Annotated in this window: 13 protein-coding genes; 7 read left to right on the forward strand and 6 right to left on the reverse strand. The window is 70.6% G+C overall.

The window, feature by feature from the left end; translation table 11 throughout:
- Window positions 1-11: 11 nt before the first annotated feature.
- Entirely contained in the window at window positions 12-1,010 is a 999-nt protein-coding gene (locus AC07F3_RS07495; RefSeq protein ID WP_479111391.1) for a metal ABC transporter substrate-binding protein, read from the reverse strand.
- Between the two features lie 167 nt (window positions 1,011-1,177).
- On the opposite strand from AC07F3_RS07495, the gene AC07F3_RS07500 reads away from it, so the two are divergent.
- Window positions 1,178-2,560 (forward strand): glycine--tRNA ligase, encoded by a 1,383-nt coding sequence (locus tag AC07F3_RS07500; protein ID WP_114035402.1) that lies wholly within the window; start codon window positions 1,178-1,180, stop codon window positions 2,558-2,560.
- Window positions 2,561-2,744: 184 nt separating this feature from the next.
- Here the strand turns inward: AC07F3_RS07500 and AC07F3_RS07505 are convergent, their stop codons facing one another.
- Window positions 2,745-3,176 carry a hypothetical protein gene (locus AC07F3_RS07505; RefSeq protein WP_479111393.1) on the reverse strand — a complete coding sequence of 144 codons (432 nt, stop codon included), beginning with the start codon at window positions 3,174-3,176 and terminating at the stop codon, window positions 2,745-2,747.
- Between the two features lie 177 nt (window positions 3,177-3,353).
- Here AC07F3_RS07505 and AC07F3_RS07510 point away from each other — a divergent pair, with 177 nt between their 5' ends.
- From AC07F3_RS07510 to AC07F3_RS07520, 3 genes are read left to right on the forward strand one after another with little or no spacing between them, the layout of a single operon-like run.
- A complete protein-coding gene (locus AC07F3_RS07510; RefSeq protein ID WP_479111395.1) occupies window positions 3,354-4,601 on the forward strand; it encodes a sensor histidine kinase in 1,248 nt (415 codons plus the stop codon).
- Entirely contained in the window at window positions 4,589-5,245 is a 657-nt protein-coding gene (locus AC07F3_RS07515) for a response regulator (RefSeq protein ID WP_479111397.1), read from the forward strand. Before AC07F3_RS07510 ends, AC07F3_RS07515 begins: the two co-directional genes overlap by 13 nt.
- A complete protein-coding gene (locus AC07F3_RS07520; protein WP_479111399.1) occupies window positions 5,242-6,093 on the forward strand; it encodes a DUF4097 family beta strand repeat-containing protein in 852 nt (283 codons plus the stop codon). The genes AC07F3_RS07515 and AC07F3_RS07520 overlap by 4 nt, the downstream gene beginning before the upstream one ends.
- Before the next feature lie 201 nt (window positions 6,094-6,294).
- Here AC07F3_RS07520 and AC07F3_RS07525 read toward each other — a convergent pair whose 3' ends face one another.
- The 3 genes from AC07F3_RS07525 to AC07F3_RS07535 all read right to left on the reverse strand — a co-directional run bounded on the left by AC07F3_RS07525 (window position 6,295) and on the right by AC07F3_RS07535 (window position 9,779).
- Complete coding sequence (locus AC07F3_RS07525; RefSeq protein ID WP_469834123.1) at window positions 6,295-6,891, reverse strand: TetR/AcrR family transcriptional regulator; 597 nt, start codon at window positions 6,889-6,891, stop codon at window positions 6,295-6,297.
- A gap of 113 nt (window positions 6,892-7,004) precedes the next feature.
- Window positions 7,005-8,021, reverse strand: coding sequence for an aldo/keto reductase (locus tag AC07F3_RS07530; protein ID WP_479111401.1), 1,017 nt, complete (start codon window positions 8,019-8,021; stop codon window positions 7,005-7,007).
- A gap of 303 nt (window positions 8,022-8,324) precedes the next feature.
- Window positions 8,325-9,779, reverse strand: coding sequence for an MFS transporter (locus AC07F3_RS07535; RefSeq protein WP_479111403.1), 1,455 nt, complete (start codon window positions 9,777-9,779; stop codon window positions 8,325-8,327).
- Window positions 9,780-9,890: 111 nt separating this feature from the next.
- On the opposite strand from AC07F3_RS07535, the gene AC07F3_RS07540 reads away from it, so the two are divergent.
- Entirely contained in the window at window positions 9,891-10,766 is an 876-nt protein-coding gene (locus tag AC07F3_RS07540; protein WP_479111405.1) for an MmyB family transcriptional regulator, read from the forward strand.
- Here the strand turns inward: AC07F3_RS07540 and AC07F3_RS07545 are convergent.
- Window positions 10,739-12,199: an MFS transporter gene (locus AC07F3_RS07545; protein ID WP_479111407.1), complete on the reverse strand. Its 1,461-nt coding sequence runs from the start codon at window positions 12,197-12,199 to the stop codon at window positions 10,739-10,741. The two genes, AC07F3_RS07540 and AC07F3_RS07545, sit on opposite strands and share 28 nt — an antisense overlap.
- A 172-nt stretch (window positions 12,200-12,371) precedes the next feature.
- Here AC07F3_RS07545 and dusB point away from each other — a divergent pair, with 172 nt between their 5' ends.
- Together dusB and ppdK are read left to right on the forward strand one after the other, a co-directional pair.
- Window positions 12,372-13,517, forward strand: a complete 1,146-nt coding sequence (gene dusB, locus AC07F3_RS07550; RefSeq protein ID WP_479111409.1) for a tRNA dihydrouridine synthase DusB — start codon at window positions 12,372-12,374, stop codon at window positions 13,515-13,517.
- 410 nt (window positions 13,518-13,927) lie between these two features.
- The gene (gene ppdK / locus AC07F3_RS07555; protein WP_479111411.1) at window positions 13,928-16,663 is read left to right on the forward strand and encodes a pyruvate, phosphate dikinase; all 2,736 of its coding nucleotides are present in this window, start codon (window positions 13,928-13,930) and stop codon (window positions 16,661-16,663) included.
- The last annotated feature ends 344 nt before the right edge of the window (window positions 16,664-17,007 follow it).

Here is a 17,007-nt window from a genome sequence, read left to right on the forward strand (position 1 = left end):
TGGACGGATGGTCACTTGGCGCCGAGCGCGGTCGTGAGGGCGGTGAGGTTGGACCGCATCACCGAGAAGTAGTCGGTGCCCTTGGACTTGTCGGTGATGCCCTCAAGGGGGTCGAGTACATCAGTCTTGAGGGAGGCGTCCGACGCCAGGGTCTTGGCGGTCTTGTCGCTGACCAGCGTCTCGTAGAAGACGGTGGTGACGCCGTCGGCCTTCGCCATCTTCTGGAGGTCCTTGATCCGGGCCGGGCTCGGCTCGGAGTCGGGGTCGAGGCCGTTGATGGCCTCCTCGGTCAGCCCGTAGCGCTCGGCGAGGTAGCCGAAGGCCGCGTGGGTCGTGATGAAGACCTTCGACTTGAGGGCCTTGTTGTTCTTCAGGGCCGCCGCGTACTCCTGGTCGAGGTCGCCGAGCTTCTTGACCAGGGCGTCGGTGTTCTTCCGGTAGTCCGCCGCGTGGGCCGGGTCGGCCTTCGCCAGGGCGGCGCCGACGCCCTTGGCGACCTCGGCGTACTTCACCGGGTCCAGCCAGATGTGCGGGTCGTCGCCGGTCTCCGCGTGGCTGTGGCCGTGGTCGGCGTGGTCCTCCTCGCCCGCGGCGTGGTCGTGCTCGGCGGCGTGGCCGCCCACCTCGTTGCCGTGCTTCTCCATCGTGGTGAGCGTCGAGGCGTCGACCTTGGTCTTGACGTCGGCCTGCTTGACGGCCGCGTCGACGGCGGGCTGAAGGCCCTTGAGGTAGACGACCGCGCCGGCGTCGTTGAGCTTCGCGGTCTGCTTCGCGCTGATCTCCAGGTCGTGCGGCTCCACGCCCGGCTTCGTCAGGTTGGAGACCGAGACGTGGTCCCCGCCTATCTGCTCGGTCAGGAACTGCAAGGGGTAGAACGACGCCACCACGTCCAGCTTGCCGTCCTTCTTCCCGTCGGCCGCCGCGCCCGCTCCGCAGGCGGTGAGGGCCGTGAGACCGAGGAGGGCGGCGCAGGAGAGGGCGGCCGGGGGTATGAGGCGTCGTACGTTCATGACATCCATTTTCAACAAGGATGGAAACGGTTGTCAATAATCTGTGCGGACCGCCCCGTGTGAGGAGCGGTGGACGAGAACCGATTTGATACAGGGGGTGCGGCCGCCGCTAATCTGAGGCATTCGCCGTTCCCCCGTTCGTCGTCGTCGTTAATGAAGAGAGCACCGTGGCCGCCGACAAGATCGACACCATCGTCAACCTGAGCAAGCGCCGTGGCTTCGTCTACCCGTGCAGCGAGATCTACGGAGGCCAGAAGGCCGCCTGGGACTACGGGCCGCTGGGTGTCGAGCTGAAGGAGAACCTGAAGCGCCAGTGGTGGCGCTACATGGTCACCTCGCGCGAGGACGTCGTCGGCATCGACTCGTCGGTGATCCTGGCCTCCGAGGTCTGGGAGGCCTCCGGTCACGTCGCGACCTTCACCGACCCGCTCACCGAGTGCACCTCCTGCCACAAGCGCTTCCGCGCGGACCACCTCGAAGAGGCCTACGAGGAGAAGCACGGCAAGGCCCCCGAGAACGGCCTCGCCGACCTCAACTGCCCCAACTGCGGCAACAAGGGCACCTTCACCGAGCCCAAGAACTTCTCGGGCCTGCTCTCCACCCACCTCGGCCCGACCCAGGACTCCGGCTCGGTCGCCTACCTGCGCCCCGAGACCGCGCAGGGCATCTTCACCAACTTCGGCCAGGTCCAGCAGACTTCCCGCAAGAAGCCGCCGTTCGGCATCGCGCAGATGGGCAAGTCCTTCCGCAACGAGATCACGCCGGGCAACTTCATCTTCCGCACCCGCGAGTTCGAGCAGATGGAGATGGAGTTCTTCGTCAAGCCCGGCGAGGACGAGCAGTGGCAGGAATACTGGATGGAGCAGCGCTGGAACTGGTACACGGGCCTCGGCCTGCGTGAAGAGAACATGCGCTGGTACGAGCACCCCGCCGAGAAGCTCTCGCACTACTCCAAGCGCACCGCGGACATCGAGTACCGCTTCAGCTTCGGCGGCAGCGAGTGGGGCGAGCTGGAAGGTGTGGCCAACCGCACCGACTACGACCTCACCGCGCACTCCAAGGCCTCCGGCCACGACCTGGTCTACTTCGACCAGGAGGCCGGCGAGCGCTGGACGCCGTACGTCATCGAGCCCGCGGCCGGTGTCGGCCGGGCCATGCTGGCGTTCCTGCTCGACGCGTACAGCGAGGACGAGGCGCCCAACGCCAAGGGCGTCATGGAGAAGCGCGCCGTGATGCGCCTCGACCCGCGCCTTGCGCCGGTCAAGGTCGCCGTCCTGCCGCTGTCCCGCAACGCGCAGCTCTCGCCGAAGGCCAAGGGCCTGGCGGCGGACCTGCGGCAGAACTGGAACATCGAGTTCGACGACGCGGGCGCGATCGGCCGCCGCTACCGCCGCCAGGACGAGATCGGCACGCCGTTCTGCGTGACCGTCGACTTCGACACCCTCGACGACAACGCGGTGACCGTGCGCGAGCGCGACACGATGGCCCAGGAGCGGGTGTCCCTGGACCAGATCCAGCAGTACCTCGGCAGCAGGCTGCTGGGCTGCTGAACCGGGTGCACCTCCGGGGGCACCGCCCCCGGCCCCCGCGTTCGCCCGCGGACCGTGCGGGACGGGGCGCGCCCAGGCGGTGAAGCCGCGCCCATGGCGCGGCCCCGCGCCCCGTTGTCAGCACCGCGAAGCCCCGGACTCCTCGGCCAGGAATCCGGGGCTTCTCCCTTGCCGCGTACGGGAGTTACGGCTTGCGCAGGGCGACCACCGCGCAGGCCACCGCCATCGGGAGCTCCGCCGCCAGGGCCAGGGTCAGGGCGGTGGGGAGGTCGCCGGGGGCCGCCGTCGTCACGTCGAACCAGGCGTCCATCACCAGGAGCGCCGCCGTCGCCGCGGCGATCTGCGAGGCGCGCGGGTCCTTCCTCTTCAGCAGGACGCCCGTGCCGGTCAGACCCACCGCGAGCAGCGCGTCCAGACCGATCCACGCCGTCGACCAGTTGGAGACCTCCGTGGTCTGCGGCAGTGTCCTGGCGAGCACCACCATCCACGGCACCAGTGCCACCCCGGCCCCGGTCAGGACCGTCGCGAGACGCGGCCGGCGGCGCAGCATGCCCGAAGCGCCCACGACGGTACGGGACGCGCGGCTCGTACGGATCTGCGGGGCGACGAGAGTCATGGCGGCGGGCTCCTTCCGGCCCGGCGGTCCCTCCGCCCGAGCACAGCAACAAGACTCCCGTTCCGAGGGACTCCGGTCAGTAACGCGGCTGTCCGAACCGGGGGTGGTGCTGGCTATACCCCCGGGCGGGCAGCAGCGTGATGGCAGCGCTCCGACCAGCCCAACTACGCTGTGCACATGGCAACTCCCGGCCCGCTGCGGCGCGCATACGTCTGGACCGCCGCGCACGCACCGTGGTCGGCGTGGGCCTGGCGCAACACCGCCCTCGTGACGGCCGCCGTACCCGTGGCGGTACCCGCGGTGCTCGCCCTCGCGTACACGTTCTCCAACCCCGGGCACCTCTTCAAGACCCTCGCCTTCGTGCTCCTGCTCGCCCCGCTGCTCACCCTGCTCCAGCGCAGCCGCTTCTGGTCGCTGGCCGGGCTCGACATCCCGAGGATCCACTGGGCCCAGCCGTGGTACCGGCCGCGCGGGCTCACTCTGCGCCTCGGCGCCGAATCGACCTGGCGGCAGTTCGGTTACCACCTGCTCGTCTCCCCGCTCGTCGCGCTCGGCGGGGCCCTGGTCGTGCTCGGCTGGGCCACCGGCGTCGCCTGCGCCCTCGTCTTCTCCTGGGTGTGGGCGCTGCCCGTCGACGACCGGCCCACCGGCTGGACCGGGGACTACGTCGTCTTCACCGTCCTCGGCGTCGTGCTGCTCCTCGCCACCCCCTGGTTCGCGGCCCTCGTCGCCCGGCTCGACGGCGCCGCGGCCACCGTCCTGCTCGGCCCCAACCGCGCCAGGGAACTGGAACGCCGCGTCGAGGACCTCGCCGAGAGCCGGGCCGGCATCCTCGACGCCGCCGACCTGGAGCGCCGCCGCATCGAGCGGGACCTGCACGACGGCGCCCAGCAGCGCCTCGTCTCGCTCGCCATGAACCTCGGCATCGCCCGCGCCACCCTCACCGACCTGCCGCCCGAAGCCCGGGCCGTCATCGACGAGGCGCACCGCGAGGCCAAGGAAGCCATCGAGGAACTCAGCAATCTCGTACGGGGCCTGCACCCGGCCGTACTGGAGGACCGCGGCCTCGACGCCGCGATATCCGGCATCGCGGCCCGCGCCCCCTTCCCCGTCGAACTCATCGTGGACCTGCCCGAACGCCCCTCGCCCACGGTCGAGGCCGTCGCCTACTTCGTCGTCTCCGAAACCCTCGCCAACGTCGCCAAGCACGCCCGCGCGACACGCTGTTCCGTCGAGGTCCGCCGCCGCGCCCAGCTCCTGACGATCACCGTCGGCGACAACGGCGTGGGCGGCGCCGACCCCGCGGGCGGCACCGGACTGCTCGGCCTGCGCAAGCGCGTAGGGTCGGTCGACGGAAGCATCAGGATCAACAGCCCCCACGGGGGCCCGACCGTCATCACTGTGGAGTTGCCGTGCGGGCTGTGATCGCCGAGGATTCGGTGCTGCTGCGGATAGGCCTCGTCAAGGTCCTGGAAATGGCCGGATTCGAGGTCGCCGCCGAGGCCGGGGACGCCGAGGGCCTGCTCCGGGCCGTCGAGGAACACCAGCCGAAGCTGGCACTCGTCGACGTCCGGATGCCGCCCGGCTTCACCGACGAGGGGGTGCGCGCCGCCCTGATGATCCGTCAACAGTGGCCGGAGACATCCGTGTTGCTGCTGTCGCAGTTCGTCGAGGAGCGGTACGCGGCCGACCTGCTGGCCACCCAGACCGGCGGCATCGGCTATCTGCTCAAGCAGCGGGTCGCCGACGTGGAGGAGTTCATTGACGCACTCAAGCGGGTCGCGGCGGGCGGCACCGCGCTCGACCCGCAGGTCGTCGCCCAGCTGCTCCTGCGCCGCGGCGGCGGGCCCGACCCGCTGGAGCGGCTCACCCCGCGCGAACGCGACGTCCTCAAGCTCATGGCGGAGGGCCGCTCCAACGCGGGCATCGCCGCCGAACTCGTCGTGAGCGAGAGCGCGGTGGCCAAACACATCAACAACATCTTCGCCAAGCTCGACCTGCCGGTCGCCGACGGCGACCACCGCCGGGTCCTCGCGGTCCTGCGCTTCCTGGACGGCGGCCCGGCATGACCGCCACCGAGCAGCGCGAGGCGCCCAAGGGCGCGGCGCCCCACGGCGGGGCGGAGGGGCGCCCCCGCCACCGCACCGCGTGGATCATCGTGGCGATCATCGGCGCCCTGGGCGTCGTGGCCCCGTTCACCCTCTCGTTCGTGGCCGACTCCATCAGCAAGTCGGCCCCGTACGAGAGCCCTCTCAACGGCCGCCCCCACGCGGTCGCGGCCGTCGAGGTGGACTCCGGCGCCGCGCGGCTCACCGTAGGGACCGGGCCCGCCGGGAAGGTCACGATCAACGGGAAGCTCACCTGGTCGGTGAAGCGGCCCAAGGTCAAGGAGACCTGGGACGGCGACACCCTCAAGGTGCGCACCAGCTGCAACGGATTCGTCGACGAGTACGTCCAGAACTGCCAGATCGACCTCAACCTGGCCGTCCCCGCCGACGTCCGCCTGAAGGTGAAGAGCGGCTCCGGCGAGGTCAAGGTCCGCGACGTGGCGGGCCCGGTCGACCTCTCCGGCGGCTCCGGCGGCGTGAAGCTGCGCGGGCTCAAGGGCACGGTCCGGGCCAAGGTGGGCTCCGGCGAGCTCACGGCGGACCAACTGGCCTGCTCCGAGGCCGACTTGGAGGCCGGATCCGGCACCGTCAACGCCGAGTTCCTCGCCGCGCCGCGGCAGGTGAAGGCCAAGGCGGGATCGGGCACCGTCTCCCTGACCGTGCCGAACGGCACCCGCTACCAGGTGTTGGGCGGGTCGGGATCGGGCGCCCGGAACATCCAGCAGGAGCTGATCGACCCGGGATCGGACCGGGTCATCGACGCCTCCACCGGCTCCGGCACGGTCACCGTCGGCTATCCGCAGTTCTGAAGCCGCGCCCCGCCCACTCATGCCGCGCGTTGGGCAGCCTCGGCCCCGTCGCGCATGAGCGGCCGGAACCGCCGAGCCCGGGAGCGCCCGGGCCCGGAGCCGCTCGGCCCGGGAGGAGCTCCGCCCCGGAGCCGCTCGGCCCGGCAGCAGGAGGATGGCCGCACACCGCCGGGCCGACCGAGGCGGCGGCACCGGGCCGCCCTACCGCTTCAGCCCCTGGAGCAGGAGGTCGACCACCGCGCCGAAGTCGTCCCCGATGGACGGGCGGGACCACTCCGCCGCGTACACCGGATCGTGGAAGCGGCCCGTCGCGTCGAACACCGCCCGTGCCGAGACGGCCGGTGACTCGTACGGAATCGTGAACTCGCCCCGGGCCACGCCGAACCGGATGATCACCGTGAGCTGGCCGACCAGCTCCGCTATGTGCTCCTCCACGACCCTGCTGTTCTCCCGGAGCAGCACCTCGTACGTCCGGAACAGCTCCGGGTCGTCGCCCGCCTTGTGCAGCTTCGCCTGGAACAGCTCGCTCAGCCAGAGCCGCAGCACGACGCCCGACTCCAGGTCCTGGCGGGCCGCGATGTCCCGCAACAGATCCGTCGAGCGGTTCAGCCACCGCTCGGTGACCGCCTCCCGCAACGCGGCCTTCGTACGGAAGTGGCGATAGACACTGCCGTGGCTCACGCCGAGCTGGCGCGCGACATCGACGACCGTGGCCTTCGCCGGGCCGTGGCGGCGCAGCACCTCCTCGGTCGCGACGAGGATGCGCTCGGCGGTCAGGGGTTCCGTGCTCATGGCCATGACGTTACCTGCCGCTCGAAAGGGCCCGCCGGGCCTGTGGACAACGCCGGTCACGGGGTTGTCCACAGGCCCGGGCGGATGCGGCGCCGGGTCCCGGACTCGGCGACGAACGCTCAGTGCTCACTGTCCAGGTGGGCCATCTGGGCCTGCGGGTACCGGTCGCCCGCCGCCGCGCCCGCGGGGACGGCGGCCTCGATCGCGGCCAGGTCGGCCGCGGTGAGGTCCACGTCCAGGGCGCCGAGCGCCTCGGTCAGCCGGTCCCGGCGGCGCGCACCGACCAGCGGCACGATGTCCGCGTCGTACCGGGGCCCCTGCGCGAGCACCCAGGCGATGGCGGTCTGCGCGACCGAGACGCCCTTCTGCTCGGCGATCTTCCGCAGCGCGTCGACGAGGTCGAGGTTGTGCTGGAGGTTCTCGCCCTGGAAGCGCGGGCTCATGCCGCGGAAGTCGCCCGCGGCCAGCTGCCGGTCACGCGAGAAGTGCCCGCTGATCAGGCCGCGCGAGAGCACCCCGTACGCGGTGATGCCGATGCCCAGTTCGCTCGCCGTCGGCAGGATCTCGGCCTCGATGCCGCGCGAGATCAGCGAGTACTCGATCTGGAGGTCCGAGATGGGAGCCACGGCGGCGGCCCGCCGCAGGGTGGCCGCGCCGACCTCGGACAGGCCGATGTGCCGTACGTGTCCGGCCTCGACCAGCTCGGCGATGGCGCCGACGGTCTCCTCGATCGGCACGTCCGGGTCGACCCGGGCGATCCGGTAGATGTCGATGTGGTCGACGCCCAGGCGCTGCAACGAGTATGCGGCGAAGTTCCGGACCGCGGCGGGCCGTCCGTCGTACCCCGACCAGCCGCCGTCCGGGTCGCGCAGCGCGCCGAACTTCACGCTGGTCAGCGCCTTTTCGCGAGCCGATGCGGGGGCGGAACGCAGCGCCTCGCCGATCAGCATCTCGTTGTGGCCCATGGCGTAGAAGTCGCCGGTGTCCAGCAGGGTGACGCCGGCGTCGAGCGCGGCATGGATGGTGGCGATGGACTCGTCGCGGTCGGCCTCTCCGTACAGCGCGGACATGCCCATGCAGCCGAGGCCGAGCGCGGAGGTCCGGGGGCCGGTCGTTCCGAGGGTGCGGGTTCGCATGAGGGGGCTCCTTGGTGGTGGGGTGTGTGTCCACCATGACATGACAGATGACAGATTTCAATATCTGTCATTCGTCATTCGTCAGGAGGGCAGGGGCGGGGTGGGGTGGGGGTTGGGGGCAGGGCCAGCGGTTAGTCGTTAGCCGTCAGCCCTCCGTGGATAGCCGTCAGCCGTCACCTGTCATCCGTCATCCGTCAGGCCACCTCCCCCACCCACCCCCTCCCGGCGTCAGGTCGGGCCCCACGGCGAAGGGCCCGGAACGTGGCATACGTTCCGGGCCCTTCGCCGTCGCGGCTCACCGGCTCACCGCATGAGGCGCGGCAGCCGCAGGCTCAGCAGCGTCGTCAGGACGATCAGGCCGAGCTGCGCGAGGAGCGTGACGACCAGCGCGTCGCGCATGCCCATCGAGGGGGCCAGCGCCAGGAAGAGGGTGCCCAGGGTGGCGACGCCCAGGGCGAGCGCGGACTGCTGGGTGGTGACCACCACGCCGCTGCCCACACCGGCCCGGTCGGACGGTATGTCGGAGAGCATCAGCCGGATGAGGACCGGGAGTTGGAGCCCCTGGCCGAGTCCGGCGACGGCTACACCCGGGGCGAGTTCGGCGACGCTGAGGCCCGACCAGCCGCGCCACACGGTCAGCACGACCAGTGCGATGCCCACGGTCTGGATCACGCCGCCCGCGGTGACCACGCGGGTGCCGAAGCGGCCGATGAGCCGGGGACCGGCGAGGGAGGCGGCGAAGAAGGCGAGCGCCATCGGGACGAGGGCGAGTCCGGCCGCGACCGGTCCCATCCGCAGACCCTGTTGGAGGACCACGGCGACCACGAACATGAAGCCGCTGAAGCCGATCGAGAACGGCACCACCATCACCAGACCGCGCCGCAGAGAATCCATCTCCAGCAGGCTCGGCGGCACGAGCGGGGTCCGGCCGAGCCGGTCCGCGCGCCGCTCCACCAGGAAGAACGCGGTGGCCGCGAACGGGAAGACGCCGAGCGAGACCCAGGTCCACAGCGGCCAGCCCGCCGCTCGCCCCTCGGTCAGCGGCAGCAGCAGCGAGATCAGGGAGAGCGCCAGGAGCAGGGTGCCCGCCACGTCGATCGTGGTCGGCCGGTCCGAGCGGGTCTCCGGCACCGAGCGGGCGGTCAGGAGGATGCCGACGACGGCGACCGGCACGTTCACCAGGAACACCGAGCGCCAGCCGGTCCCGGCGATGTCGGCCGCGACCAGGACGCCGCCGAGGATCTGCCCGGCCACCATGGACAGGCCCGCGGTGGCTCCGTACAGGCTCATCGCCTTGGCGCGGCGCGGGCCCCGGGTGGTGGCCTGAATGGTGGCCAGGACCTGCGGCATCATCAGCGCGGCGGCGGCACCCTGTGCCACCCGCGCGCCGACCAGGGTCCACGCGCTGGGCGCGAGGCCGCAGGCGAGGGAGGTGAGGCCGAAGGCCGCCATGCCGATCAGGAAGAGCCTGCGCCGGCCCGCCATGTCGCCGAGGCGCCCGCCGAGCACCAGCAGGACGGCGTAGGCGACGCCGTATCCGGCGACCACGAGCTCCAGCAGGGCCGGACCCGCGGCGAGGTCGCTGTCCATGGACGGCAGGGCGACGTTGACGATGAAGAAGTCGATCAGCGGCAGGGCCGCGCCCAGCAGTACCGTGAACAGCCCGAGCGGCCCGATCACCGCCCCGTGTTCGGTGACCGGGACAGTGGGGGAGTAGGTGGAGGGGTTGGAGGTCGTCCGTACCGTTGTTTCACTCACGGGGAAGACGATCCTCCTCTCCTGAGCCTGGTACCAGAGTCTCCTTATCCTGGTACAAGCACTACCTGGAAACCGGCTGACAAGCCCCCGCGGGTGCGGCACCCTGAAGCCATGAGCACTGTGGCCCCCGCGAGCGACGTCCGCCGTCACGAGTTGGCCGATTTCCTGCGCAGCCGCCGCGAGCGCATCACCCCCGAGCAGGTGGGGCTGCCTCCAGGGCGGCGCCGGCGCACCCCGGGGCTGCGCCGCGAGGAGGTCGCGCAGCTCTCCGCCGTCGGGGTCACCTGGTACACGTGGCTGGAGCAGGCCCGCGACATCCAGGTGTCCCCGCAGGTCCTGGACGCGCTGGCGCGAGCGCTGCTGCTCGACTCCAGCGAGCGCAGCCACCTCTTCTCGCTGGCCGGCGCCCTCGATCCGGCTCCCCACTGGGCGTGCCCGAACGTCACCCCGGCGCTGCGCGCGATGATCGACCAGCTGGGGCCGATTCCGGCCTGCATCCAGAACAGCCGGTACGACATCCTCGCGTACAACACCACCTATGGCCGGCTGCTCTGCGATCTCGACGCGCTGCCGCCCGAGGACCGCAACTGCCTGTGGCTGGCCTTCACCAACCCCGACTGGCGGGCCTCCGTCGTCGACGTCGCGGAGGTGAACCGGGTGATGGCCGCCAAGTTCCGCGCCTCGATGGCCGAGCACCTCGCCGAACCGGCCTGGAAGGCGCTGCTCGCCCGGCTGGACGGGGCGTCGGCCGAGTTCCGCGAGGTGTGGGCCCGGCACGAGGTGGTCAACCAGGGCGGCAAGACGAAGCATCTGCGCAACGCCCACGTGGGCCTGTTGTCCGTCGAGCACACCAACCTGTGGCTCGGCCCCTCGGCGGGGCCGCGCGTGGTGATGTACGTGCCGACCGACGACGAGACCCGCGGGCGCCTCGAACGACTCCAGGAGCTGGCCGAGGCCGATCAGGCGTTGGCGTCCGCCGGGGCCTGAACGGCGGGCGCCTCCAGGCGTTCCGCGGTCCGCCGCGCCGACTCGCCGGCCCAGCGCCCGCTGGTGGCGAGCCCCACGCACAGCACGCTCAGACCGCACCCCGTGATGATCCACCAGGCGGGCCGGGCGGCCCCGGGGAAGTGGTCGGCGTAGGTGCCCGACGTGACCCCTGCCATGCCGCCCGCCAGGACCGCGCCGATCACGGCGACGCCCAGGGTCTGTCCGATCTGGCGGCTGGTGGAGGCGACCGCCGCGGCCACGCCCGCCTGGGAGCGGGGCATGCCGGAGACCGCGGTGTTGGTGATGGGCGCGTTCACCATGCCGAAGCCGAGGCCGAACAGGACGTACCCGGTGAACAGCAGCGCCGTGGTCCGCTCGGCATCGAAGACCGCGAAGAGCAGCCCGCTCGCGGCCATCGCGATCCCGGCGATCAACAGCGAGAGGCGCGGCCCCCGGCTGCCGACGAGGCGTCCCGACAGGGGGGCGCAGACGAAGGTGAGGGCCGCCATGGGCAGCATGTGGAGCCCGGCGTTCAGCGCGCTCAGACCGCGGGCGTTCTGAAGGAACAGCGTGTTGAGGAAGAGGAACCCGCTGAGCGCGGCGAAGGCCGAGACCGCGATGACGGTGGCACCGCTGAACGGGGCGCTGCGGAAGAAGCGCAGGTCGATGAGGGGCTCCGCGCGCCGGGGCTCGTACACCAGGAGGGCCGCGAGCGCGGCGACGGCGATCGCGACGAAGGCCAGGATCTGCGGCGAGTCCCATCCGGCGCTGGGCACCTCGATGATCGCGTACGTCAGGGAGCCGAGCAGCGCGATGACCAGGAGCTGGCCGACCGGGTCGGGGCGGCGGGGCTTGGGGGCGCGGGACTCGGGGACGTAACGCCAGGTCAGGAAGAGGGCGAGCAGGCCTACGGGCAGGTTGAGCCAGAAGATCGAGCGCCAGCCGACCGATTCCACCAGGACGCCGCCGATGATCGGGCCCGCGGCCATCGAGATGCCGACGACCCCGCCCCAGACGCCGATGGCGCGGGCGCGTTCGCGCGGGTCCGTGAAGGTGTTGGTGATGATCGACATCGCGACGGGGTTGAGCATCGAGCCGCCGACCGCCTGCACCATCCGGAAGGCCACCAGGGACTCCAGGTTGGGGGCGAGCGAGCAGAGCACGGAGCCGACGGTGAACAGGACGAGGCCCACCTTGAAGACCTTGCGGCGGCCCACGCGGTCGGCGGTCGAGCCCGACAGCATCAGGAGCGAGGCGAGGACGAGGGTGTAGGCGTCGATGGTCCACTGCAGGCCGGAGACACCGGCGTGGAACTCCTTCTGCAGGGAGGGCAGGGCGACGTTGAGGACGGTGTTGTCGAGGCTGACGATCAGCAGGCTCATGCAGCAGATCGCCAGGATGAGCATCCGTCGGCGGTGGGTCGGCTCGGACATGGCTTCGATAGTACGCCTAACTAATGACTCGGGGTGGACGCGACCCGGGTACCGGCGGTCCCGGTATGCGCGCCACCGGCACCGGGCGCGACCAGGGCGCAGGGACCCCGTATCCGCGCCACCGGCACCGCGGACGCGGTTTGTCCACAGCCCCCGGAGGGGCACCGCCGGCATGCGCGACAATGAACAGATGACCACGCTCTCCATCGGCCCGCACACCGTGCAGCCGCCCGTGGTGCTCGCACCCATGGCCGGCATCACCAACGCTCCGTTCCGCACCCTGTGCCGCGAGTTCTCCGGCGGCAAGGGTTTGTTCGTCAGCGAGATGATCACGACGCGGGCCCTGGTCGAGCGCAACGAGAAGACCATGCAGCTCATCCACTTCGACGAGACCGAGACCCCGCGCTCGATCCAGCTGTACGGAGTGGACCCGGTCACGGTCGGCAAGGCCGTCCGCATGATCGTGGACGAGGACCTGGCCGATCACATCGACCTCAACTTCGGCTGCCCGGTGCCCAAGGTGACGCGCAAGGGCGGCGGCTCGGCCCTGCCCTACAAGCGGCCGCTGCTGCGCGCGATCCTGCACGAGGCCGTCTCCAACGCCGGTGACCTGCCGGTCACCATGAAGATGCGCAAGGGCATCGACGACGACCACATCACGTTCCTGGACGCGGGCCGCATCGCGGTCGAGGAGGGCGTCACCGCGATCGCCCTGCACGGCAGGACCGCCGCCCAGCACTACGGCGGCACCGCCGACTGGGACGCCATCGCCCGCCTCAAGGAGCACGTCCCGGAGATCCCGGTGCTCGGCAACGGCGACATCTGGTCGGCGGAGGACGCCCTGCGCATGGTCAAGGAGACCGGCTGCGACGGCGTCGTGGTCGGGCGCGGCTGCCTGGGGCGGCCCTGGCTGTTCGGCGACCTGGTGGCCGCCTTCGAGGGGACGGACTCCTTCGCGCGCCCCACCCTTCGCACCGTCTCCGAGGTGATGCTGCGGCACGCCACGCTGCTCGGCGAGTGGATCGGCGACGAGACGCGCGGAGTGATCGACTTCCGCAAGCACGTCGCCTGGTACCTGAAGGGGTTCTCGGTAGGTTCGGAGATGCGCAAGAGCCTGGCCGTCACCTCCTCCCTGGACGAGCTCGGCGCTCAGTTGAGCGAGCTCGACCTGGACCAGCCGTGGCCGGACGGCGCCGACGGCCCGCGGGGCAGAACGTCCGGAAACAACCGGGTCGTCCTGCCCGACGGCTGGCTGAAGGACCCGTACGACTGCTCCGGCATCACCATGGAAGCCGAGCTGGACACCTCCGGAGGCTGATCCGGGACAGCCCGGACGGGTCCGTGGGGCGGTCCGAGGAGTGGATTACCGCTCGATCGAGCGCGTGATTCTCGCCACCCTTGATAGGGGTTGCGCTCAGATGAGCGCTTTCCGAACGGCTGCATCTCTGAAAGGGGTGGCACTGAGTGCCACCCCTTTAGCGTTCGAGTAGTGAACTCACTTGGCGTCGAGTCCGCTCAGAAGAGCGGTTATAGACCATTTTTTGACCGTTTCCGTTCAAGTGTTGAAGGAGTGCCGGAGGGGATCGTTACGCGCCAGTCACTTTCGATCTGGTGGCGGACGAGTGGTTACGCCCCCGTGACGCGCAAGTGGACGTACCCAGACACCTTCGATCTGGGTATGTTCCTCGCCGTCAGGGCAGCCACCGCGGATTCGAGGAGTCGAGACCCGTGTCGGAAGACAAAGACCTCCAGCACACCCAGAAGTTCGTCTACGACTTCACCGAGGGGAACAGGGACCTCAAGGACCTTCTCGGCGGGAAGGGCGCGAACCTCGCCGAGATGACCAACCTCGGTCTCCCGGTCCCTCCCGGGTTCACCATCACCACCGAGGCGTGCAAGGTCTACCTCGACAGCGGTGACGAGCCCGCCGAGCTGCGGGACGAGGTGAGCGCGCACCTCGAAGCCCTCCAGAAGACGATGGGCAAGAAGCTCGGCCAGGCCGACGACCCGCTGCTCGTCTCCGTCCGCTCGGGCGCCAAGTTCTCGATGCCCGGCATGATGGACACCGTCCTCAACATCGGGCTCTCCGACGAGTCGGTGGCCGGGCTCGCCGTCCAGGCGGGCGACGAGCGCTTCGCCTGGGACTCCTACCGCCGCCTGATCCAGATGTTCGGCAAGACCGTGCTCGGCGTGGACGGCGAGCTCTTCGAGGAGGCCCTCGACGACGCCAAGGCCGCCAAGAAGGTCACCGTCGACACCGACCTCGACGCGAGCGACCTGAAGAAGCTGGTCAAGCAGTTCAAGAAGATCGTCAAGGCCGAGGCCGGACGCGACTTCCCGCAGGACCCGCGCGAGCAGATGGACCTCGCCATCAAGGCGGTCTTCGAATCCTGGAACGGCGACCGCGCCAAGCTGTACCGCCGCCAGGAGCGCATCCCGGGCGACCTGGGCACCGCGGTCAACGTCTGCTCCATGGTCTTCGGCAACCTCGGCCCCGACTCGGGCACCGGCGTCGCCTTCACCCGCGACCCGGCCTCCGGCCACCAGGGCGTGTACGGCGACTACCTGCAGAACGCGCAGGGCGAGGACGTCGTCGCGGGCATCCGCAACACCGTGCCGCTCGCCGACCTCGAGTCGATCGACAAGGCGTCGTACGACCAGCTCATGCAGATCATGGAGACCCTGGAGACCCACTACAAGGATCTCTGCGACATCGAGTTCACCATCGAGCGCGGCCAGCTCTGGATGCTCCAGACCCGGGTCGGCAAGCGCACCGCCGGTGCCGCCTTCCGGATCGCCACGCAGCTCGTGGACCAGGGCCTCATCGACGAGGCCGAGGCGCTCCAGCGCGTCACCGGCGCCCAGCTCGCTCAGCTGATGTTCCCGCGCTTCGACGACCAGGCCAAGGTGGAGCAGCTCGGGCGCGGCATCGCCGCCTCCCCGGGCGCGGCCGTCGGCAAGGCCGTCTTCGACTCCTACACCGCGATCAAGTGGTCCCGCTCGGGCGAGAAGGTCATCCTCATCCGCCGCGAGACCAACCCCGACGACCTCGACGGCATGATCGCCGCCGAGGGCATCCTGACCTCGCGCGGCGGCAAGACCTCGCACGCGGCCGTCGTCGCCCGCGGTATGGGCAAGACCTGTGTCTGCGGCGCCGAGGACCTGGAGGTCGACACCAAGCGGCGCCGGATGACCGCGCCCGGCGGCGTCGTCATCGAGGAGGGCGACCTCGTCTCCATCGACGGCTCCACCGGCAAGGTCTACCGCGGCGAGGTCCCGGTCGTGCCGTCGCCGGTCGTCGAGTACTTCGAGGGCCGCATGCACGCGGGCGCCGACGACGCCGACGAGCTCGTCGCCGCCGTGCACCGGATCATGGCGTACGCGGACCGGGTACGCCGGCTGCGGGTACGCGCCAACGCGGACAACGCCGAGGACGCCTCGCGGGCCCGCCGCTTCGGCGCCCAGGGCATCGGCCTGTGCCGTACCGAGCACATGTTCCTCGGCGAGCGGCGCGAGATGGTCGAGCGCCTGATCCTCGCCGACGCGGACGCCGAGCGCGAAGAGGCACTCCGTGCCCTGCTGCCGCTCCAGAAGAAGGACTTCGTCGAGCTCTTCGAGGCGATGGACGGACTCCCGGTCACCGTCCGCCTGTTGGACCCGCCGCTGCACGAATTCCTGCCCGACATCACGGAGTTGTCGGTCCGTGTCGCGCTCGCCGAGTCCCGCAAGGACGCGAACGAGAACGACCTGCGCCTGCTCCAGGCCGTGCACAAGCTGCACGAGCAGAACCCGATGCTGGGTCTGCGCGGCGTGCGCCTCGGCCTGGTCATCCCGGGGCTGTTCGCCATGCAGGTCCGGGCGATCGCGGAGGCGGCCGCCGAGCGCAAGAACGCCAAGGGCGACCCCCGCGCCGAGATCATGATCCCGCTGGTCGGCACCGTCCAGGAGCTGGAGATCGTCCGCGAGGAGGCCGACGCGGTGATCGCCGAGGTCGAGGCCGCCACCGGCACCGAGCTCAAGCTCACCATCGGCACGATGATCGAGCTGCCTCGGGCCGCCCTGACGGCCGGTCAGATCGCCGAGGCCGCCCAGTTCTTCAGCTTCGGGACCAACGACCTCACCCAGACGGTGTGGGGCTTCTCCCGCGACGACGTCGAGGCCAGCTTCTTCACCGCGTACCTGGAGAAGGGCATCTTCGGGGTCTCGCCGTTCGAGACCATCGACAAGGACGGCGTCGGCTCGCTCGTGCGCTCGGCGGTGGAGGCCGGCCGCGCCACCCGCCCCGACCTGAAGCTCGGCGTCTGCGGTGAGCACGGCGGCGACCCCGAGTCGGTGCACTTCTTCCACGAGGTCGGCCTGGACTACGTGTCCTGCTCGCCGTTCCGCATCCCCGTCGCCCGCCTCGAAGCGGGCCGCGCGGCCGCTGTGGCCCCCGCCGGGGGCAAGGGCAGCGACTCGCGATAGAGCCCCGGAGCCGCCGCCGGGTCCCCGACCCTCAACACCGATCCGGCGGCGGCTCCGGTCCACCAAGAAGGGGCAGCAACCCTGTGCGGGGGTGGCTGCCCCTTTCGCGTTGCCTCTTCCCGTCGCCCCGGTAAGCCTTCGCCGGACATGTTCGCCGTACCGGACCGAGGTGTGCGAGCGCTTAATTCCTGTTGAATGGCGGACATTTAAGCGGGTGGTGGCCGGAAATGCAGAGTGCGGTTCACGGATCCCCACCCGTGAACCGCACTCTGTCAACCGCGCCGAGCACGGAGCCGCCACCTACGCCCACCGCCGCCAGACACTGTGAAGCCCCCCACGGTCTT

The sequence above is a fragment of the Streptomyces sp. NPDC045846 genome (assembly GCF_056431605.1).